Origin of the sequence: Pseudoalteromonas sp. XMcav1-K (genome assembly GCF_044005875.1) — a bacterium.
Classification (GTDB): Bacteria; Pseudomonadota; Gammaproteobacteria; order Enterobacterales; family Alteromonadaceae; genus Pseudoalteromonas; species Pseudoalteromonas spongiae.
The window spans coordinates 202,035-222,756 of record NZ_JBIPJE010000043.1 but is presented as its reverse complement, the minus strand read 5'-3'; the positions used below and the strand labels follow the sequence as shown (position 1 = coordinate 222,756).

Here is a 20,722-nt window from a genome sequence, read left to right as displayed (position 1 = left end):
CTCTTGTTATTTGATATTCTACTTTCTAATCACATAGGTAAGACATCTTACCAGTTAAACAATCGAAATGAAAAGTGCTTAATGAAAAGAACTTGAAAAAGTTCAAACCCCACCGGCAAAATAACACATAAGAAATTGATTTTAATTAACTTTTTCTATTGAAATAAATTTATTTTCGGTGGTTAAATGGATGCGAAAACGCCCTTTTATGCCAATTGATGACATAAAAGGTCGTAATTTTTCTGCAGCGAAGCGAATTGTTTTACCACAATCACTTAGTACCTGAACGCTGGTGTAGTGGCCTTTATAATAGGCCATACACTCTTGATAGTTTAAATTAATTGAAAAGTAGTAGGTTTTACGCTCCATTTAACGCATTACTCACCTTTTCAAACAAATCCGGGCTGAGGTCTGGTAAATCAGCAAGACGTTGTAATTGCGCTTTAACGTGCAATTGACGTTCATCGGTATGACGCTTAAAGCTTAACAGCGGCGTAATTAAACGTGCTGCATTTTGCGGATTAATTTTATCGAGTTTAATCAGTAAATCCGTCAGCAAACGGTACCCTTCACCATTTAGCGCATGGAATGATTGCGGGTTAAACATACAATAACTCATTAGCAATGCACGTACACGATTTGGGTTAGTAATATCAACTTCACCACTTTCAAACATAGCGCGGATCACATTTGTTGTATTGTCACCTTTCAATCGACCTTTAAGTGCAAGCCATTTATCCAATACCAATACATCGTGATGCCATTTATCTTTGAAGCGCTCGAGTAAACCTTCGTGGCTGGTTCGTTTATTTTCACATGCTGCTGACAGCGCGTTTAAGCTGTTTGTCATGTTATCGCTGGTAAATTGCGTCTCAAGCTCAGTATCTACATCCTGCCAATCTGCCGCTGCAAGATAATCAAGTAAGCGACCTTTTAATGCACGCGTTGCAATACTCGTTGCATCTAACTCACCGTTTTCGTTTAGTGTTTGATAACGCGCTGCGATATCACTTAACAACGCGCTCGCTAAAAATGATTTTACTGCATGCAACTGATCAGTAATGGCATCTACAGGAATTGGATGATAATCACTTGCAACCGTATCGAAACTCGGCAATGTTAAAAGCTCACTTAATAACGCAAGGTCTTTAACGTTTGAGGTAAGTAAATAGCGAAACAACGCCACTATTTCTTCATTAATTTGCGTGCCGTTATCGATGCCTGCTTTTAGCGCGTCAACCATTATACGCTGCATCGCATCCCACTTTGAAAAATCGCTGCGCGCATATTTAACAATCGTGATTAGCTCAGAAAGAGATTGTTCAAACTTCACTTTACATGGCGCTGAGAAATCTTCTAAAAAGACGACCGCAGTGTCTTTTGCAATATTTTCAAATATAAATTGCTGACGTGCATCTGTTAGGTTGATAACGCGGTCAACCTTATTGCCGTCAATAACTAAGGGTTGTGATTTACCTTCAGGTGAAATAAGTTCTAGTGCGATTGGAATATGCAATGGCGATTTTTTAATTTGATCTTGCGTGGCTGGTGTAAACTGCGACACAGTCAGCGTTAGTGTATTGTCAGCATCATTAAATTCTCGCTCTACCGCAAGCTCAGGTGTACCTGACTGACTATACCATTTCGAGAAAAGCGAAAGATCAATGTTAGATGCGTCTTGCATACTTTTAACAAAGTCATCGCATGTCGCCGCTGTGCCATCATGGCGTTCAATATACAATTGCATGCCTTTTTGGAAGTTTTCTTCCCCCAAAATTGTATGCATCATACGGATCACTTCTGAACCCTTGTCATATACAGTAACTGTATAAAAGTTATTCATTTCGATAACTTTTTCAGGGCGGATTGGGTGTGCCATCGGACCTGCATCTTCACTAAACTGCGGTCCACGCATCACTTTTACTGCATCAATTCTATTTAATGCACGTGAGCCAATGTCTGAGCTAAATTCTTGGTCGCGAAATACCGTTAAACCTTCTTTTAACGATAATTGAAACCAATCCTGACACGTTACTCGGTTACCTGTCCAATTGTGAAAATATTCGTGACCCACAATGCTTTCAATGGTGTGATAATCTCGATCGGTCGCAGTAGCTTGGTTTGCCAATACACATTTTGAGTTAAATACATTTAACCCTTTGTTTTCCATTGCCCCCATATTGAAGAAATCAACCGCAACAATCATGTATATATCAAGATCGTATTCAAGGTTAAAACGCTCTTCATCCCACTTCATTGCACGCTTTAACGAAGCCATTGCGTGATCAGCTTTATCAAGATTACCTTTATCAACAAATAGCTCGAGTTTTACATCGCGGCCAGAGCGTGTTTTAAAGTTATCATGTAATACATCAAAATCACCTGCCACTAATGCAAACAAATAGCTCGGTTTGTTGTAAGGGTCTTGCCAAGTGCTAAAGTGACGCCCATCAGCCAACTCGCCAGACTCAATTTTGTTACCATTAGACAATAAATGGGTAAACGCCTTATCTGCAATAACCTTTACTGTATACTTGGTTAATACGTCGGGACGGTCTTGAAAATAAGTGATCTTGCGAAACCCTTCAGCTTCACATTGTGTACAGTAAGCACCATCGGATAAATATAACCCTTCAAGTGACGTATTGTTTTGTGGGTCAATTTCAGTTTCGATATGTAGTTCAAACTCTGCTGGCAAGTTTTTCAGCGTCAAACCTAGCTCAGACATTTCATAATCGCTAAACGGTAAGCCATTTACGTTAATGCACAATAATGTTTGATTGACGCCATCTAGCCATAACTCATTATTCGCGCCGACACGCTGATACTGCGCTTTTTGTAATACACGGGTTTGAGTCGCTTTTAAGTCAAATTCTAAATACAGTGACGAAACCGTGTAATCCGGTGCTTTATAATCAGTTCTGAACTTAGCTTGGTTAGTTGATTTTTCTTGTGTTGTCATAACGTTTGCTCCACAAAATTATTCATCGCTTGTCTGTAAATGCTTTGGCGTAATTTTTAAAATTTTAATGCCTAAGTAGGCGTAAATAATTGCCAATAATGGATTAATTAAATTAAAGAATGCATACATCGCATAATCAAGCGGGTTAATGAGTAGTACGCTTTGCATATACGCACCACAGGTATTCCATGGGATAAGAGGGCTTGTGATAGTACCGCCGTCTTCTAATGTTCGTGACAAGTTAACGTTGGCAAGCCCGCGTTTTTCATACTCTTCTTTATACATGCGTCCAGGCATTACGATTGCCATATATTGATCTGCCGCGATTAGGTTAGTGCCAATACAGGTAGCAATGGTCGACGCAATCAATGAACCGGTACTTTTTGCGATTTTTAAAATGCTAGAAACGAAGACTTTTAGTAGGCCCACTCTTTCCATTACAGCACCAAACATTAACGCACAAATAATTAACCAAGTCGTATTAAGCATGCCTGACATACCGCCACCACTTAATAAGCTATCCATTTTCGCATCACCAGTTGTAATGCTAAAACCATCAAATAGCGCAGCCCATACCAATTTAAACGTACCAACAAAGTGAGATACACCAGACTCAATCTGCCCTGCAATTAAGTTTTGTTGAAAAATAATCGCCCAAACCGCGCCAAATAGCGCCCCAATGGCAACCGCCGGGAATGCGGGCATTTTTTTAATTGCTAATGTCAGTAACACAACTAAAGGCACTAACATCTCAATACCAATATTGAAATTCTGAAGTAGAATATTAGAAATCTCCTCTATGCGTCCTTCATTTGGTACGCCTTCAGCATTAAAACCCATTACTAAGAAGATAATCAGCGCGATAACAAAGCTCGGCACTGTAGTCCAAAGCATATGATGGATATGGTCAAATAAATTACTGCCAGCCACCGCCGGTGCTAAGTTTGTCGTTTCCGACAATGGGCTCAGTTTATCACCAAAGTAAGCACCCGAAATAACCGCGCCCGCAGTGACAACTTGATCAAGGCCAAGACCCGTTGATACGCCGAGCAAGGCAACACCGATTGTTGCAGCTGTTGTCCATGAGCTACCAATACTCAAGGCAACGATAGCGCACAATATGCAACTTGCGGCATAGAACCAATGCGGGTTTATCAGCTGCAAGCCAAAATAAATTAACGACGGTACTGTGCCCGACAGTAACCAAGTGCCTATTAATGCCCCTACCATAAGTAGAATTAATACGGCGCCAAGAGAAATGGTGATGCCTTTAATCATCGCCTCTTCTAGTTCGGCCCATTTAAAACCATTTTTAAGACCAATGATTACTGCTATTGCGGCTGAAAATAGTAACGCTATTTGGTTTGGGCCATACGACGAATCGTCGCTGTATAGATAAACGGATGTGCCAAGCAGTAGCACTAAAACGCTAATTGGAATTAACGCGTCTAAAAAGGTCGCTTGTTTTACTTGCTTCACAAAGATACCTCAAATTGTTGTCATTATTTATCAACTGACTTCTGAATAAGCACGAAGCGTTGAATTTTATTATTTTTAGTTTTACATAAAAAAGCGCCGACTTTGTGAAAATCGGCGCTTACTACATTAGTTATAAATTAATGTTTTGCGTAACGGCCATACTTAATAAAATCTGATGTTATATGAACCGCTTCTTCAAGTCCCGGGTCGATTTCATCAAGTACGTCTGGTGCATCGTCTAGTGATGCAATTGGATCAAGCCCTAGACGTTTTAACCTTTCATTCGCTCGAGCGAGCGACTTTTGCTTGTCTTCTTCGCGTTGTTTCTCACGTTTCGCCTTAACAAGCGTCACAGATGCACGGTCTTTCTCTTTTTGATACAAGGCAATGTCATCATTGAGGTAGATAAACTCAGGCTCGCCTGCAATACGCTCTTTATGTTTATCAGTCAAAAACGTAATCGCTGGCGTTAAATCGTCAAGTTTTGAATAATTCGCTTTACGAATGTGATCCCAAGGTAATGCATTGTCTTCTTGGCTTTCACCCCACTCAGCGGGATCAATTGGCGATGGGTATGTGATATCTGGGATCACGCCTTTATGCTGCGTACTGCCACCATTAATACGGTAGAACTTAGCAATTGTGTACTGCACGCTGCCAAGCGGATTTTCAAATAAATCAAATGCTTTTGTTAAGCTACGGTGCTGTTGCACTGTGCCTTTACCAAAGGTTTGCTCACCAATAATAACTGCGCGACCATAGTCTTGCATTGCCGCAGCAAAAATTTCTGACGCTGATGCGCTGTAACGGTCCACTAATACGGTTAACGGGCCGTCGTAATAGGTAACGCCGTCGCGATCTTTTTGTTTTTCAACTTTGCCGTTAATGTTGTGTATTTGAACAACGGGGCCTTTGTCGAAGAACAAACCGGATAATTGTGTCGCCTCATATAACGAACCACCGCCATTACCACGCAGGTCGATCACAATACCGTCTACATTCTGTTCTTGTAATTTAGCTAGCTCTTTTTTAACGTCTTTAGACAAGTTGTTATAAAAACCTGGGATCTCAATGACACCGATTTTGGTATCAAGTTCTGAGTAAACTGGTTCAAATACACTTGATTTAGCTGCTTTATCTTCAAGGCGAATTTTATCACGAATAATTTCCACTTCATGTGGCGTACCGTGCGAATCAGAACCTTTTAGATACTGTAACCTTACCTTGGTGCCCTTCGGCCCTTTTATTAGATCAACTACGTCATCTAAGCGCCAACCGATTACATCAACAAAGCTTTCTTGACCTTGTGCAACGGCAATAATGCGATCATCAGATTTTAGTTTTTCGGTTTTAGATGCTGGACCACCTGGGACAAGTGAGCGGATCACAGTGTAATCTTCGTCAACACCTAATACTGCGCCGATACCTTCTAATTCAAGCTGCATATCTTGCTTAAACTGTTCAGCGCGGCGTGGCGATAGGTAAGAAGTGTGTGCTTCGATGCTTCTTGCAAATGAATTCATTGCAATTTGGTATGCATCTTCGCTATTTGTTTGTGAAATACGTTTTAGCGTGTAACGGTAACGTTTTTTCAGAATTTCTTGGATTTCAGGCCATTCTTTGCCTGTAAGCTTTAAGCGAAGCGCGTCGTACTTGACGCGTTGGCGCCAGATTTCATGCAATTCCGCCATGGTGGTTGGAATTTTTGCATCTTCGCGATCAAAAAAGTAATTGTCTTCAACGTCAAATTTCATTTCTTTATCAAGTAAAGAAAGTGAATATTCGAAGCGTTCAAAACGACGACGCATATTCAAGTTAAAAATTTCAAACGCAAAAGACATATCACCTTTAATTAATGCATTATCAATTTCATACTTGAAATGGTCGAATTTAGCCAAATCTGATTGCATGAACAAGCTTTTGTTACTATCAATCGACTCAATAAATCGGTCGTAGATTTGGCTCGATAAGTCATCGTCTAATCGAATAAGTTTGTAGTGCGAGCGAGTAAATAAATTGGTTATTCGCTTGGTTGCAGCAATATGCTGAATTTCCTGTTTTAACTCAGGTAAGTTTTCGATGCTAATATTATCGGCAGAAGCAAATAAATTTGCTGAAAATAGCGCTGCCGCCAGTGGAATAAGCCTAAACTTCTCACTCATACACTGTCTCCTTATACGATAAATAGACTCTCTGCTTTCGTTTTCACCTGCATGCCTGTTACAAGCACTACATGAATGTCTTCCTTATTCACTTCGGTGATGGTACCTTTTACTAAAGCTTGGCCAAGTTTAACTTTTACTTCAGCATCCACTTTAATATCACCTGAAGGTAGCGCTTCTACTTTATTAGAACGACGCGCAGGTTTGTCTTTATTAGTGTTGCTAGAACTAAATTTAGTTCCTTTTGCAGCATTTTTATCAGCAAAATTGCCTTTCTTTTTGTAAGATTTCTTTTCACCAGCGTTACGCGGTGCAGGTTTCTTACGTTTAGCAAGTTTAGCACGGCTTTCTTCTAGTGCTTTATTTGCATGCTCAACGTGTTCTTGCTCAACTTTTTCTGCATCGTTACCATCAAGGTCAATACGGAACTCGTGTTTTGTAACAGATTCTAAATAACGCCAGTTAGACGTATATTTGCGAAGCGCTTGGCGAACCTGTGTTTTGCTTACGCGTTCATCGTTTTCGATGCGCTCAGCAATATCTTTAAAGATACCAACCTTCAACGGCTTGATGCCGTCTTTCTCTTTGAAGCAGGCTGGAAACTCTGTGAAAAGGTAATTTAATACCTCTTTGATGTCTTTTAGCTTGTTAGTAGAGTCCATGTTTTTAACCTTAAGTTTTAAATCTCTTCGTCTAAGTTGTTTTCCAATTGGTTTGTCACGTAATGTAACACCCAATCGATTAATTCTTCGTGTTCAGCTTCCAAAATTGCAGTATCACCGCGTAAATGTTGCCAAATACCTTCAATAATTTTGTCAATCGTATCTGCGTCTGTTTCGTCAGGCAGTTGTTGCCATGCAACATGAATCAGTTCATTCAAGTTTTCCGCAACGGTTTCTTCTTGCCCTTCCCAATCACCTACCTGATCTATACCAAACAAATAATCTTGTACGCTAAGCCAGTCCTTCATATTAAAGATGCTCTGCCAATGACGCCATAATTCGCTCTAGGCCAGTTTGATCATCACTATCAAAACGACTTAGGCTTGGGCTATCAATATCAAGCACGCCAATATAATTGCCGTCTTTAATAAGTGGAATAACGATTTCTGAATTTGATGCGGCATCACATGCAATGTGCCCTTCAAAGTCGTGAACATTGTCAATGCGCTGTGTTTGTTTTTCGGCAAATGCTGTACCACATACGCCTCTACCAACAGGGATACGAACACACGCTGGGTTACCTTGAAACGGTCCCAAAACTAATGTGTTGTTTTCCAGTAAATAAAACCCCACCCAGTTAATATCTTCAAGTGAAAGATTTAACAAAGCACTTACATTTGCAAGGTTCGCTATCAGGTTGGTTTCGTCTTCAATCAAAGCAACTACTTGGTTGTTCAGACTTTGATATAAGCTTTCTTTATTCATTACGTAGAAAAGTTAACAATTCAATATTCACAAAGCTTAAAGGTACTCTTTCATAACAACAAATGAAACCTTTTTAAGCTAAAAAAAGTGAATATCGCTAAATATTCACTTAATTGTTTACTAATTATTCGACTCTGAAATTTATTTTTGCTGTTTTAATGTAAAAATAAATATGCTTGCTGCGAGCGTTGCCATTAACGTATTTACAACAAATACTTGCCCTGACGCGACATTAAACATAAAACTAAATAACGCACCACCAAATATCGCTGCCATTATCATTGCGGTGTTATTTGATTTATTTCGCTTTTGCAAATACATGTAAACAGGTACAACACATATCGCCATGGTTAACCCTACTATATGTGCATTTGCAACCGCACTTAAAACTATCGACAAAAATAGTTTAGTTGTCGCGCCATCTAATACTGCAACATAATAAATACCGATTAAACAACCAATCAGAAAGGGAGAAAACAAGGAGTAGGCAACACCCTTAAGTACAATTTTTTTATCCATAATCGTGCCAAATGCGTTAAACACACGATAAGCATGGCAAATAGATAAATAATTAACAGTAGACTTAAGTATATAGAGAGGAGTAAGTGGCGGAGAGATAGGGATTTGAACCCTAGATAGGCTATTAACCTATGCCGGTTTTCAAGACCGGTGCTTTCAACCACTCAGCCATCTCTCCGCATAAAAAGAAAGTGGCGGAGAGATAGGGATTTGAACCCTAGATAGGCTATTAACCTATGCCGGTTTTCAAGACCGGTGCTTTCAACCACTCAGCCATCTCTCCGCAGCGGGGCGAATATTAGGGGATTCTATTTCACTTGTGAAGCTTTTTTTTCAATTTATTTGTCAACCGCGCAATAAACATGCAACCCGTACATAATGCAGTCAAATTTTTAAATTAAATTGAACTAAATACCCTACTTCAACGTTCTAATAAAGGAATAGAATTGCTACCTAACATGTTAATTGATATGCTGTTCGCAGTTCTGAAACCTAACAGGAATGCGTTTCAATTTAAGGAGTTATTTATGAGCTTTAATCACACGTACTCTTCGCCAAAATCGGCGCAGTCGGTACTTGAAACAAATAAAGTACTACGCAACACCTATATGCTTTTAGGTATGACATTGTTATTTAGTGCTGTTACAGCAGGCATTTCAATGGCAATGCAATTACCTTACTTAATGGGTCTTGTATTTAGTATCGGCGGTCTGATCACCTTATTTGTAGTTAATAAGAAAGCAGACAGTGCATCTGGCTTACCATGGGTATTTGTTTTTACAGGTCTTATGGGTGCAGCACTCGGTCCAATGTTAAATTACTATGCAGCAATGCCAAACGGCCCGATGCTTATTATGCAAGCGCTGGGTTCTACAGCACTTGTATTTTTTGGTTTATCAGCCTATGCAATGTCAACTAAGAAAGACTTCTCTTTCCTTGGTGGTTTTTTATTCGTAGGTTTAATTGTTGTTGTACTAGTTAGCCTAGTAAACCTATTCGTAGGTAGCTCAATCGTATTTATGGCGATGAACGCTGCCATCGTATTTATTATGTCTGGTTTAATTTTGTTCGACACTAGCCGTATTATTAACGGCGGTGAAACAAATTATATCCGTGCAACTGTTAGCCTATACTTAAACGTATATAACTTATTTACGTCTATCCTGCATCTACTTGGTGCAAATAATGACTAAACGCTAAAAGTTTAATAAAATAAGCCCCGTTCTCCGGGGCTTTTTTATAGGTAAATTTTGGCCAATATTATTATTAGTTATCATGCAAGTGTTAACGCACACGACAGTTTGCAACATTTGTTACGTTTCACTAAAAGCGCACTCGCGCTAGGACACACTGTATCTGGGATTTTTCTCTATCAAGATGCGGTGTTTCACGCCAGTAGTCATTTTTCACTGCCGTCAGATGAGTTACAAGTAACTGATATTTGGCAATCGCTGGCCGATTTAGGTATTAAACTGACACTTTGCGTTACTGCAGCCGAAAAACGGGGGCTCGATATTACACGCTGTGAACCCTTTGAAGTTGCAGGTCTTGCCGAGTTTGCGATGGATGCTAGCAAAGCTGATAAATGGGTGCAGATTAAATGAAAAACTACCTAATTGTATGTAATGCTTCTCCTTTTAATGATGGTAGTCTCAAAGAAAGTCTTGATATGGCGCTAATTTTTGCCGCTATTGATCAGCAAGTTAGTTTGCTTTTACAAGGCGATGCACTTTATGCCCTACTTCAAGGCCAATCAATTGAGTCACTCGAGATTAAAAATTACTTGAAAGCCTTTGGTACCCTGAGCCTTTACGATATTGAGCACATTTATGTGTGCGAACACTCAATGAAGCAACGCGGATTAGATATTACTCAGTTTGCATACGACATCATTACGCTCGATACCTCTGAAAAACAGGCATTACTTCAACAACAGCATCAGGTGGTAACAATATAATGCTGCATATATTTAATAAGCCCTTATCGCATTATCAACAGCATCAACTTATTATTGCCCCCGATGATAAGCTCTTACTGTTATCCGACGCCTGCTACAGCGTTAATTGCTATATTGATGCATTTTGTCAAAACACCCTATACGCACTTGATGTTGATATGAAGGCACGCGCTGTCTCAAACGAAACGATCATCACAATTTCTGATCAACAGTGGGTTGAGCTCATTGTTGACAGCGAACAACATATTACTTGGTAATTAACATGAGCTATTGCATAAACGATAAAACTATCGATACTGATAAAGAGGGTTATCTGAAGGATTTTACCCAGTGGAGCGAAGCGCTCGCCCCTATCATTGCTGAGCAGGAAAACATCTCGCTCAGTGATAATCATTGGGAAGTTGTGTATTTTGTGCGAGATTTTTATCTTGAATTCAATACCAGTCCAGCAATACGTATGTTAGTAAAAGCCATGGCAAAAAAACTTGGTGAAGACAAAGGAAACAGCAAGTATTTATATAAATTGTTCCCTAAGGGACCGGCGAAACAAGCTACAAAAATTGCAGGGCTACCAAAACCAGCGCGCTGCATTTAACCTGGTCGGTTAATTTACACAAATAAAAAAGCCAGCATTAACGCTGGCTTTTTTTAATAAGCAAATGCTTATAGGATATCTAATAACTCAACATCGAAGATAAGTGTTGAGAAAGGTGCGATTGATGCACCCGCACCACGCTCGCCATAAGCTAGGTCATGTGGTACGTATAAACGCCATTTTGAACCAACTGGCATCATTTGTAATGCTTCAGTCCAACCTTTGATAACACCGCCTACTGGGAACTCAGCTGGCTGGCCGCGATCGTAGCTGCTATCGAACACGTCACCATTGATTAATGTACCGTGGTAATGAGTACGTACCGTTGACTCAGCTGTTGGCTTGTCGCCTTCACCTGTAGTTAGTACTTCATACTGTAGACCTGATGCAGTTACCGTTACTTCAGCACGCTTAGCGTTTTCAGCAAGGAAAGATTCGCCTTCAGCTGCAAGTACTTTTGCTTCTTCTTCACGACGCTTTGTGATTTCAGCATTAATTTCTTCAAACGCTGCTTGAATAGCTGGGATCTCAACTTGGAAGTCAGCACCAGTGTAAGCATCTTTCATGCCTTCAAATACTGAGTTTAAGTTTAAACCTTCAAATGGGTTTGACTTAAGTTGCTCACCCATTTGTAGACCGATACCGTAACTTGCTTTTTCAGCATTTGAATTAAATTTATCTGACATAATCTCTATACTTTATTTAAGTTATAAAAATGCCAGTCTAACATAGATAACACCCACTTGTTACCGCAATTACTGACTTTTACTGTGTAACAACTCTAACTTACTTTGTGCTAACAATGCCAAAATTGAAATCACCACATTCGCAAGTAACAAAGGCCAAATCAGCGCCAATTGATAAACAAATAGTGTCGGTAAAAGTGCCGATGCAAATCCAACTGTTAACGAGAAAAGTGAACGTTGATGCGTTTTAAAGTACTTACGTGTGGTTTGTGCGACAAGCAAGTTAAATACAAATAAGCCCAATGCTGTTTGCCACTTGCTAACCAGGGCGTCCGCCCCCACTTGCAAGTAATCGGTAAGTAATAAAATGCCTTGTTGCAGCACTACTGCATAAATAACCGCAAATACTAACACCAGAAAAGTCGACTTCGCTTTATTATTCATAATCAAACTCCAAAACGAAAAAAACCGCCTAAAGGCGGTTTTGGGAATGAGGTGGCGGAGAGATAGGGATTTGAACCCTAGATAGGCTATTAACCTATGCCGGTTTTCAAGACCGGTGCTTTCAACCACTCAGCCATCTCTCCGTTGTTGGAGCGCATATTAATGAGTTCGTATCACGTTGTAAAGTAAAAATTTAATATTTAGTAATATTCTTTTGGCTGACGCGCAATTAACGAACAAACTAAGCTAAAAATAACCGTTACCAGTGATAAAAGCCCCACTTTTATCGCAATATCTGCATTTTTTAATAAGCTAACCGCTTCAAAATTAAAAAATAATACCGGTGTTATTGCAATCGAAAACACCACAAGCGAAATTTTCATCGCACGCCAAAACGAAAACCGTTTCAAATACGTCATATACCAAGTCAGTAGCGAAAAAACGCCAAGCTTAATAAAGACAATATGACTAAAATCATTTGTTTGCGTTGCTGTTATATACACAGCAATCGCTGAAACGACTCCCCACATAAGCCATATTGACCAACTTTCTTTTTCGCGCAAAAACAAGTTATTCATAACTGCGCCTTTTATTATTTTGATGGATTAAATTGGTTGTTAATACATCACCTTAACAAAAAACGAACAGTTTTTAAATAGCCCATTTTAGCTTTATGTCAAGAAATAAAAACTCACAAACGCGACGATTGACGCAACTAAAACATTGAGTGCAACGCCTTGTTTTGCCATATCTTTAATTGACACTTCGCCACTAGCAAAAACAATTGAATTAGGTGCCGTTGCAACCGGTAAACAAAATGCGCACGAGCAACTAATCACCACAGGGATCATTAAAAGTTCAATTGGTAAATTAAGTGCAATGGCAGCACTTGCGATAATTGGCATCATAAGCGTCGCTGTTGCCGTATTAGAGGTAATTTCCGTTAAGAACGAGACCCCTATCGCCAATGCAAACAAACTAAGTAGTACAGGTAACGTACCCAATGCCACAAAAAACTGACCGAGTAACTCACTTAACCCGCTTGAAACAAACGCTTTAGCAATACAAATACCACCGGCAAATAACAGCAGCATGCCCCATGGGATTTCTTTCGCGTCCTGCCATTCGAGAATACGACCCCCTTTGCCATTACTGGTTATTGCCATTGCAAGAACACCTAACAAGGCAACCGACGAATCCCCTACGGTATTAATATCAAGCATCTGTGACCAGCCGCCAAGCGGCTCTTTACGAAATACCCAAAGTAGCGCAACCAGTGCAAAAATCACTAACACGCGTTTTTCTGCAATGCTCCAACCATCGCACTTAGGCAGATGAATAGCCGACGATAAACGAATGCCACGGGCAAGCCATAGCGCCATTAATGGAATTGAAATCACAATAATCGGCACGGTTACTTTCATCCAACGAATAAAACCGTATTCCTCACCAGCAAACTCTTCATAAACCGACGCAAAAATCACATTTGGTGGCGTACCAATCAGTGTACCTACTCCCCCCAACGATGCCGAATATGCCAGCCCTAGCAATAAGGCGATTTTAAATCGATTATCATCGGTTGATGCGCAAATCGCGAGCACCACAGGGAGCAACGCAACGACTGTCGCGGTGTTTGAAATCCACATAGACAAAATGCTGCTAGTTGCCATAATGGCAAAAATAATGCGAAGTGCGCTGTCGCCACCAATGACTTTCAATATGGCAAATGCGATGCGCCGATGAACGCCAGATTTTTCAATTCCCACCGCTAACATAAACGCGCCCATCAACAATACAATAACGTGTGAACCTAGCGATGATGCTGCTTGCTGGTGCGTTAATACGCCAACGAATGGAAACAAACCAATTGGTATGACAGATGTAAGCGGTATTGGCAGTGCCTCAGTCACCCAAAAATAAGCGGTAATAACGGTAATTGCTAAGGTAAAGGAAATGGTATCGGGTTGCAGCCATAAATATCGTGATGCTAAATAAGCAATCAGACACAAAACAACCCCAATCAAAATATGTTTATTATTGTTATTCATATTATTTGTAGGTTAACTTTTTATCAGTTTTTGGCAATATTGCCATCGTGCATCACGTTTCACATCATCCCAACTTGGATAACGCTTTTGATGAAACACCTTCATACGTGAACCGTGTTCTTGAAAATCTGCTACAGATAGCCCATCAAGCACTTGATAAAGTCCTTCTTTTTCATTGCACAGTAGTACGTTATCGCACCCGGCTTGCAAGGCTTTTGTCACTCGGGTGACATAATCCCCCACTTGCACTGCGCCTTGCATTCCCATATCGTCAGATATCACAGGGCCGTTGAAACCAAGCTGCTGTCGTAACACCTTTTGCAACCAAAATGGCGAAAAACACGCTGGATTTTCATCAACTTCAGAGTAGATCACGTGCGCAGGCATGACCGCATCCGCAATGCCTAAATCAATTAACGCTTTAAACGGCAGTAAATCAAACTGACTTATCTCTCTAAAACTACGATCATCTTTCGGCATCGCAATGTGCGAATCTGGACCGACCGAGCCGTGACCCGGAAAATGCTTAATAACCGATTTCATACCCGCACTGTGTAAACCACTGATCAGCGCTTTCGCGCCATTGATTACATCCATGGGTTCAGACGAAAAAGCACGATTGCCAACCACTTGTGAAATACCATTCACGTCAACACAAGGGGCGTACGAGAAATCAATTTGACACGCAAGTAACTCTGCAGCCAGTGTCCAGCCAATGTCATTTAAGCCGCTATTAGCAAACATAAATGCATCCGACATGCTTGGCAATTCAGTAAACCCGTCACGAAAACGCTGTACACGACCGCCTTCATGGTCAACTGAAATTAATAGTGATGGATTAATGGTTTTAATGTGTTTTGTTAGCGCGCACAGTTGCTCGATATTTTCAAAGTTACGGGAAAACAAAATAACGCCGCCCACTAATGGGTGCGCTAATAGTTCAAGCTCTTCTTGAGATAATGTTTTATCATCAATGCCTGTGGTAATCGGTCCTAGCATGATGCTCCTACAAGCTTGTGAAAAAATCATTAACGTCGATATTTCGCGACTTTTTAAAATCGTTTACTTTGCTGCCAAGATACAAAAAGCCAACTAATTCATCTTCTGGAGCAAGATTAAGCGCTTGTTTTACATAGTCGTCTTGTGCATAACTACCCGTGCGCCATACACCGGCAAGCCCTTGCGCAAATGCCGCTTGTTGCATAGCCATTACCGCACACCCTGCTGATTGTACCTGCTCGATTCTTGGCACCTTGTCATGAGGCTTATACTTAGCAATACAAATAATAATAAGCGGTGCACGCAAAGGCAGCTCTTTAGCACGCGCTAATACGGTGTCATCGGCGTTGTTGTTCAATGCGGCTTGATAATAGATTTCGCCAAGTTTCTCACGGGCATCACCTTCAACAAGAATAAACTGCCATGGCTTGAGAGCTGCATGATCTGGCGCGCGAAGCGCTGCTTGTTTAATAATATCCAACTGCTCTGTTGTTGGGCCTGGTGTAGTAAGTTTACTGTCTGATTGACGTTCTAATAAGAGTTCTAATGCGTTCATTAAGCTGACAAGTTAGTTTTTTGCCAAGCTTAACAAACTGCACTGAAAAGAAAAGAGTTTAACGCACCGATGGACTAGCTATCTTGCTGGGTGTTTCGTAAAAACTTGCGCGCAAGCCAATAATCGAGGCTGACGTATCTGCCGCCGCCATTAAAAAATAAACTCAACAACATGGCAAAATAAATAAAACCAAACTCAATACCGTTATTTAACACAACGGGTTTACCGGTTTCATACAAGTATTCTGTAAATCCATGTTCATCAAGGATCTCGCGCATCTTGTTCAATCGTTCTTGTGCTGCTTTGGAATTTTCTAAACTGGCCTTTGCACCAGGAATAGCTAGCCAATCCAATACTTTTGCGGCACTGGTCTCGCTATTTGTTGGGGTAATTGAAAACCAACCATTGTGCCAATGCACAGTGGTAATCGCGACAACCATAGTAAACGCTAATGGAATCGCAACGGCGCGGGTAAATAAGCCAATTAGAATCAACCACCCACCCAGAAACTCTGTCCACCCAGCTAAAAATGCCAATAACCCCGGCATTGGTAAGCCTAATCCCCATTCGCTATTACCAAACCATGAGACAACGCTAGGTAACGCCATAATGGCTTCGGAAAAACTAGCAGGGTTTTCGCTCATACCGAGCTTACTGTAACCTGCAATGATCATGACAGGTGCGAGAATTAAGCGGAACAGTAAAAATGGAATACCAGAGAAAATCTGGCTTTTTTGAATTAATGTTTGATAGTGATTAAGCAGTGTCATACCGACCTCTAATTTTTATAACTAAATTAAAGACCGGTAAAACACAGTTATTTATTCACTAAATTTTTCGAGCAACTTGCAGCGCTTCAAAAATTGCGCGTTTTGCATCGATTGCTGAGGCTAATTTTGCGCCACCGATCACATCAATTTTAGACGCATATTTTCCATTTTCGAGTTGTGATTCAAAGGTATTGGTATTAGACACTTGACCAATACAGGTAATCACCGAATCACATGGAATGGTTTGTTGCTTACCATCTACCTCGATAACGAGGCCGTCTTTATTCAATTCAACATAATTACAACCACTGATCTGTTGTACATTTTGTTGCTTCGCTACCGCACGGTGGATCCAACCAGTCGTTTTACCTAGGTCGCTACCAAATCGACCTGGACTGCGCTTTAACATAGTAATATTGTGTGGAATGTGATGTTGATGCCCGTCGACATTAATTGCCCATTGCTGCTTGAATTCGTCAACCGACTTATTGGCTTTTTCAGCTAAAAATGCAACCATATCAAAACCAATACCGCCGGCACCTAAAATAACGACATCTTTGCCGATTTCTACTTCGCCACGGATAACTTCATCATACGCAAGTAAGGTTCTGCCATCTTTTAACGCAAATGACGCTTCACGCGGACGAACACCGGTAGCAAATACCAGATTGTCGTATTGTTCGTACATGCTATCGTCAAACGCAGTTTCAAGCTGAACATTTACCTTTAACTTAGTTAGCTCTGATTTAAAGTAATCAAGGGTATAGTTAAAGTCTTCTTTACCCGGCACACGCATCGCTAAATTAAACTGACCACCCAAGTGCTTTGAGCGCTCAATTAACGTCACTTTGTGCCCTTTCTCAGCTAAATAGCAACTTGCCGCTAAGCCTGCTGGACCACCACCAACAACCAGTACATTTTTAGGATTAGTTGTAGGTTCTAATGAATAATCTAATTCAAAACCAGCACGCGGATTGACAAGACATGTGGCGCGTTTACCTTTGAATACGTTATCTAAACACCCTTGGTTACACGCAATACACACATTAATGTTGTCGCTTTTGTTTTCAACGTATTTATTAAAGAAATCTGGGTCTGCCAGTAACGGTCTTGCCATTGAGATTAAATCGGCAGATTTATTAGTTAAGATTGAATTAGCAAGGTCTGGCGTATTGATACGGTTTACCGCAACACATGGAATAGATACATGCTGTTTTAGCATTTCGGTTGCTTCAACAAACGCACCTTGCGGTACCATACTGGCAATGGTTGGAACACGCGCTTCATGCCAGCCAATACCGGTGTTAAAAATATCAACACCCGCTTTTTCTAACACCTTTGCTTGTTCAATCACTTCATCTTGGGTTGAACCTTCTTCCACTAAATCCATTACCGAAATTCGGAATACAATAATAAACTTATCGCTTACTTCTCGGCGCACAGCTTCAACAATTTCTTTTGCAAGACGCATACGGTTTTCGTTTGAACCACCGTATTTATCGGTGCGTTTGTTGGTACGCGGAGCCATAAATTCATTAATTAAATAACCTTCTGACCCCATGATTTCAACGCCATCATAGCCTGCACGCTCTGCAAGTCGAGCCGATTTAGCAAATGACTTAACCGTGCTTTGAATATTGCTAAGCGACATTTCTTTTGGCTTATATGGGTTAATTGGCGCCTTAATTGCGCTTGGCGCTTGATTAAATGGGTGATAGGCATATCGTCCTGCATGAAGCAGTTGTAAGCAAATTTTACCACCGTGTTCGTGCACCGCTTTGGTTACTGGGCGATGCTTTAACACATCAAAAAAAGTATTAAATGACGACGAGATTGGCGTTAATTTACCAACCAAGTTTGGGCTAAAGCCCCCTGTAATAATTAAACCAACACCGCCTTTTGCGCGTGCCTCATAAAACGCTTTTAAGCGCTTTATGTTCCAAACACCTTCTTCTAAACCGGTGTGCATTGAGCCCATTACAAGGCGATTTCGCAGTGAATTGTTTTTCAGTTTTAATTCTTGTTCTAACATACTTGCTACTTACTCTACTGGTCATACCTCAAGCACTTTAACTGGTTTAACCAGTTAACTCAAGCTTGTCCAAAGTGATCTCTTAACTTACTCACTAACTATAATGTTTTATCTAAACTTTTTAGCTAAACACTTAGTTACGTTTTTCATTTAAGTTTGCCTAAAAAGTAAGTTAAGATGGTAATAGATGATAAATCTATATATAGGATAGGATTTTGGTTAAAAAGGCATTTGTAGGTTTTTGGAATATTTTAAATTTTTCAAGACGCCTCGTATTAAACATTCTGTTCTTCTTTATTCTAATTGCACTGTTTGTATCAATTATGAGTTCAGAAGACGAAATTATTGTTGAACAAGACTCTGCGCTAGTACTGTCATTATCTGGCAATATTGTTGAAGAGAAAACATACATAGACCCTGTAGAAGCAGCACTTAATGACTCTATGGGTTCAAATGATGAGCCGCCTGAAGTATTGCTTGACGATATTTTGATGACGATTAAGTACGCAGCAAAAGATAAAAAAATAAAGCTGTTATTACTCGACCTACAAAAAATGCAGGGCGCGCATCTTAATAAATTAAAGGCTATTTCAGCGCAGCTTGATAAGTTCAAAGAAACTGGCAAAAAAGTATACGCATACGGCGACTATTATTCGCAAGCGCAGTATTACATTGCCAGTAAAGCCGATGAAATCTTAATGCACCCATATGGCGCTGTTGATATTTCAGGTTATGCAACTTACCCGCTTTATTTTAAAGAAGCGATTGATAAGCTGGAAATATCACAGCATATTTTCCGCGTTGGTACGTTTAAGTCAGCTGTTGAGCCACTGATCCGCAGTAATATGTCAGAAGCTGCAAAAGAAGCAAACAAAGCATGGTTAGACGCGCTTTGGCTTGAATATAAAACAGACGTTGCAGCACACCGTGGTTTTGAAATAACAAACTTTGACGAAGATATGGAAACGTACAAAGAAAAGTTTGCAAAGGTTAATGGTCATTCAGGTCAATTCGCATTGCAATATAAGTGGGTAGACCAGTTAGTTAGCAAAGAGGCATTACGCCAAAAGCTAATTGCAGAAGTAGGCAGCAATGAATCAGGTAAGTCATTTAAACAGATTTCATTTAACAAATACTTAAAAACGTTAAAACCACCGTTCCCAATTGAAAACCCAATTACGGATAAAGTTGCTGTGGTTGTTGCAAAAGGCAACATTGTTGATGGCGAACGTAAAGCAGGTGAAATTGGTGGTGATTCAACAGCGAAACTACTGCGTCGCGCTCGCTTAAACGACAAAGTAAAAGCCGTTGTGCTGCGTATTGATTCAGGTGGCGGTAGTATGTTCGCATCTGAAATTATTCGTGCAGAAGTGTTAGCGTTAAAAGACGCAGGTAAACCTGTTATTGCCTCAATGGGCTCTGTTGCTGCATCAGGCGGCTATTGGATTGCAGCCAACGCTAATGAAATTTGGGCGGCGCCAAGTACTATCACTGGTTCAATCGGTGTATTCGGTACTATGATGACATTTGAAAAGACCCTCGCTAAGTTAGGTGTTTATTCAGATGGTGTTGCAACAACCGATATGGCATCGTTTTCTATGTTGCGCCCACTTGAGCCAAAACTAGCTGACGTTATTCAAATGTCTGTAGAAAGTGCGTATGACCGCTTCTTAACGGTTGTATCTGAAGCGCGCGGTATGGATAAAGCCGAAGTCGATAAAGTAGCACAAGGTCGCGTTTGGATTGGTACAAAAGCAAAAGAGCTTGGCCTTGTAGATGCCCTTGGTAATAAACAAGATGCAATCAAACGCGCAGCTGAGCTTGCTAGCTTATCGATGTACGATGTTATCACTATTGAGCATCAATTAACTGAGCAAGAAATGCTAGTGCAAAAGATTTTTGGTGAATCTCAAGCGGCTGCATTTGTTAAAGCGTACATTAGCAAAGACGATTACGCGCCAGTTAAAAACAGCATAATGCAAACAGCTCATGGTCTTAAACAGCAGGTATCAAGCTTAGAGCAGTTTAACGATCCAAATGGTGTTTACGCTAAGTGTTTAGTGTGTACAGTTAGCTACTAAACGCT

At 40.4% G+C, this 20,722-nt stretch carries 22 protein-coding genes and 3 tRNA genes; 6 read left to right on the top strand and 19 right to left on the bottom strand.

Annotation, left to right across the window (positions count from 1 at the left end; all coding sequences use genetic code 11):
* Positions 1-141 precede the first annotated feature (141 nt).
* The 10 genes from ACHSBP_RS11345 to ACHSBP_RS11300 all read right to left on the bottom strand — a co-directional run bounded on the left by ACHSBP_RS11345 (position 142) and on the right by ACHSBP_RS11300 (position 8,832).
* Positions 142-369, bottom strand: coding sequence for a DUF2835 domain-containing protein (locus ACHSBP_RS11345; protein WP_010560015.1), 228 nt, complete (start codon positions 367-369; stop codon positions 142-144).
* A complete protein-coding gene (gene pepN, locus ACHSBP_RS11340; RefSeq protein ID WP_395388897.1) occupies positions 359-2,962 on the bottom strand; it encodes an aminopeptidase N in 2,604 nt (867 codons plus the stop codon). The genes ACHSBP_RS11345 and pepN overlap by 11 nt, the downstream gene beginning before the upstream one ends.
* A gap of 18 nt (positions 2,963-2,980) precedes the next feature.
* Positions 2,981-4,441 (bottom strand): Na+/H+ antiporter NhaC, encoded by a 1,461-nt coding sequence (nhaC, locus tag ACHSBP_RS11335; RefSeq protein WP_010560013.1) that lies wholly within the window; start codon positions 4,439-4,441, stop codon positions 2,981-2,983.
* Positions 4,442-4,578: 137 nt separating this feature from the next.
* Positions 4,579-6,603, bottom strand: a complete 2,025-nt coding sequence (prc, locus tag ACHSBP_RS11330; RefSeq protein WP_100913442.1) for a carboxy terminal-processing peptidase — start codon at positions 6,601-6,603, stop codon at positions 4,579-4,581.
* An 11-nt stretch (positions 6,604-6,614) separates the two neighbouring features.
* Positions 6,615-7,265: an RNA chaperone ProQ gene (gene proQ, locus ACHSBP_RS11325; RefSeq protein WP_010560011.1), complete on the bottom strand. Its 651-nt coding sequence runs from the start codon at positions 7,263-7,265 to the stop codon at positions 6,615-6,617.
* Positions 7,266-7,282: 17 nt separating this feature from the next.
* Positions 7,283-7,573 carry a hypothetical protein gene (locus ACHSBP_RS11320; protein ID WP_010560010.1) on the bottom strand — a complete coding sequence of 97 codons (291 nt, stop codon included), beginning with the start codon at positions 7,571-7,573 and terminating at the stop codon, positions 7,283-7,285.
* A gap of 1 nt (position 7,574) precedes the next feature.
* A complete protein-coding gene (locus ACHSBP_RS11315; RefSeq protein WP_395388895.1) occupies positions 7,575-8,030 on the bottom strand; it encodes a GAF domain-containing protein in 456 nt (151 codons plus the stop codon).
* Between the two features lie 141 nt (positions 8,031-8,171).
* The gene (locus tag ACHSBP_RS11310) at positions 8,172-8,549 is read right to left on the bottom strand and encodes a hypothetical protein (protein ID WP_395388894.1); all 378 of its coding nucleotides are present in this window, start codon (positions 8,547-8,549) and stop codon (positions 8,172-8,174) included.
* Positions 8,550-8,636: 87 nt separating this feature from the next.
* Positions 8,637-8,727 (bottom strand) — tRNA-Ser (locus tag ACHSBP_RS11305).
* Between the two features lie 14 nt (positions 8,728-8,741).
* A tRNA-Ser gene (locus ACHSBP_RS11300) sits at positions 8,742-8,832 on the bottom strand.
* A 244-nt stretch (positions 8,833-9,076) separates the two neighbouring features.
* Here ACHSBP_RS11300 and ACHSBP_RS11295 point away from each other — a divergent pair.
* From ACHSBP_RS11295 to tusE, 5 genes are read left to right on the top strand one after another with little or no spacing between them, the layout of a single operon-like run.
* Complete coding sequence (locus ACHSBP_RS11295; protein ID WP_395388893.1) at positions 9,077-9,742, top strand: Bax inhibitor-1/YccA family protein; 666 nt, start codon at positions 9,077-9,079, stop codon at positions 9,740-9,742.
* 57 nt (positions 9,743-9,799) lie between these two features.
* On the top strand, positions 9,800-10,153 hold the full coding sequence (locus tag ACHSBP_RS11290; RefSeq protein WP_395388892.1) for a DsrE family protein: 354 nt from the start codon (positions 9,800-9,802) through the stop codon (positions 10,151-10,153).
* Complete coding sequence (gene tusC / locus ACHSBP_RS11285) at positions 10,150-10,506, top strand: sulfurtransferase complex subunit TusC (protein WP_100913445.1); 357 nt, start codon at positions 10,150-10,152, stop codon at positions 10,504-10,506. The genes ACHSBP_RS11290 and tusC overlap by 4 nt, the downstream gene beginning before the upstream one ends.
* Positions 10,506-10,763, top strand: a complete 258-nt coding sequence (locus ACHSBP_RS11280) for a DsrH/TusB family sulfur relay protein (RefSeq protein WP_010560004.1) — start codon at positions 10,506-10,508, stop codon at positions 10,761-10,763. The genes tusC and ACHSBP_RS11280 overlap by 1 nt, the downstream gene beginning before the upstream one ends.
* Before the next feature lie 5 nt (positions 10,764-10,768).
* Positions 10,769-11,101, top strand: a complete 333-nt coding sequence (gene tusE, locus ACHSBP_RS11275; protein WP_010560003.1) for a sulfurtransferase TusE — start codon at positions 10,769-10,771, stop codon at positions 11,099-11,101.
* Positions 11,102-11,169: 68 nt separating this feature from the next.
* Here tusE and ACHSBP_RS11270 read toward each other — a convergent pair whose 3' ends face one another.
* The 9 genes from ACHSBP_RS11270 to ACHSBP_RS11230 form a co-directional block, all read right to left on the bottom strand.
* Complete coding sequence (locus tag ACHSBP_RS11270; protein ID WP_010560002.1) at positions 11,170-11,787, bottom strand: FKBP-type peptidyl-prolyl cis-trans isomerase; 618 nt, start codon at positions 11,785-11,787, stop codon at positions 11,170-11,172.
* Between the two features lie 69 nt (positions 11,788-11,856).
* Positions 11,857-12,231 carry a hypothetical protein gene (locus ACHSBP_RS11265; protein WP_395388889.1) on the bottom strand — a complete coding sequence of 125 codons (375 nt, stop codon included), beginning with the start codon at positions 12,229-12,231 and terminating at the stop codon, positions 11,857-11,859.
* Between the two features lie 52 nt (positions 12,232-12,283).
* A tRNA-Ser gene (locus ACHSBP_RS11260) sits at positions 12,284-12,374 on the bottom strand.
* 57 nt (positions 12,375-12,431) lie between these two features.
* A complete protein-coding gene (locus ACHSBP_RS11255; protein WP_010560000.1) occupies positions 12,432-12,809 on the bottom strand; it encodes a hypothetical protein in 378 nt (125 codons plus the stop codon).
* A 93-nt stretch (positions 12,810-12,902) separates the two neighbouring features.
* Positions 12,903-14,279 (bottom strand): SLC13 family permease, encoded by a 1,377-nt coding sequence (locus tag ACHSBP_RS11250; protein ID WP_395388887.1) that lies wholly within the window; start codon positions 14,277-14,279, stop codon positions 12,903-12,905.
* Positions 14,280-14,291: 12 nt separating this feature from the next.
* On the bottom strand, positions 14,292-15,278 hold the full coding sequence (gene nagZ, locus ACHSBP_RS11245; RefSeq protein ID WP_395388886.1) for a beta-N-acetylhexosaminidase: 987 nt from the start codon (positions 15,276-15,278) through the stop codon (positions 14,292-14,294).
* A 7-nt stretch (positions 15,279-15,285) separates the two neighbouring features.
* The gene (locus tag ACHSBP_RS11240) at positions 15,286-15,834 is read right to left on the bottom strand and encodes an NAD(P)H nitroreductase (RefSeq protein WP_105171316.1); all 549 of its coding nucleotides are present in this window, start codon (positions 15,832-15,834) and stop codon (positions 15,286-15,288) included.
* A 74-nt stretch (positions 15,835-15,908) separates the two neighbouring features.
* Entirely contained in the window at positions 15,909-16,604 is a 696-nt protein-coding gene (locus ACHSBP_RS11235) for a DoxX family protein (RefSeq protein ID WP_395388885.1), read from the bottom strand.
* 58 nt (positions 16,605-16,662) lie between these two features.
* A complete protein-coding gene (locus ACHSBP_RS11230) occupies positions 16,663-18,636 on the bottom strand; it encodes an FAD-dependent oxidoreductase (RefSeq protein WP_395388884.1) in 1,974 nt (657 codons plus the stop codon).
* Positions 18,637-18,851: 215 nt separating this feature from the next.
* Between ACHSBP_RS11230 and sppA the strand changes: the two genes are divergently transcribed.
* Complete coding sequence (gene sppA / locus ACHSBP_RS11225) at positions 18,852-20,717, top strand: signal peptide peptidase SppA (RefSeq protein ID WP_395388883.1); 1,866 nt, start codon at positions 18,852-18,854, stop codon at positions 20,715-20,717.
* Positions 20,718-20,722: the final 5 nt, after the last annotated feature.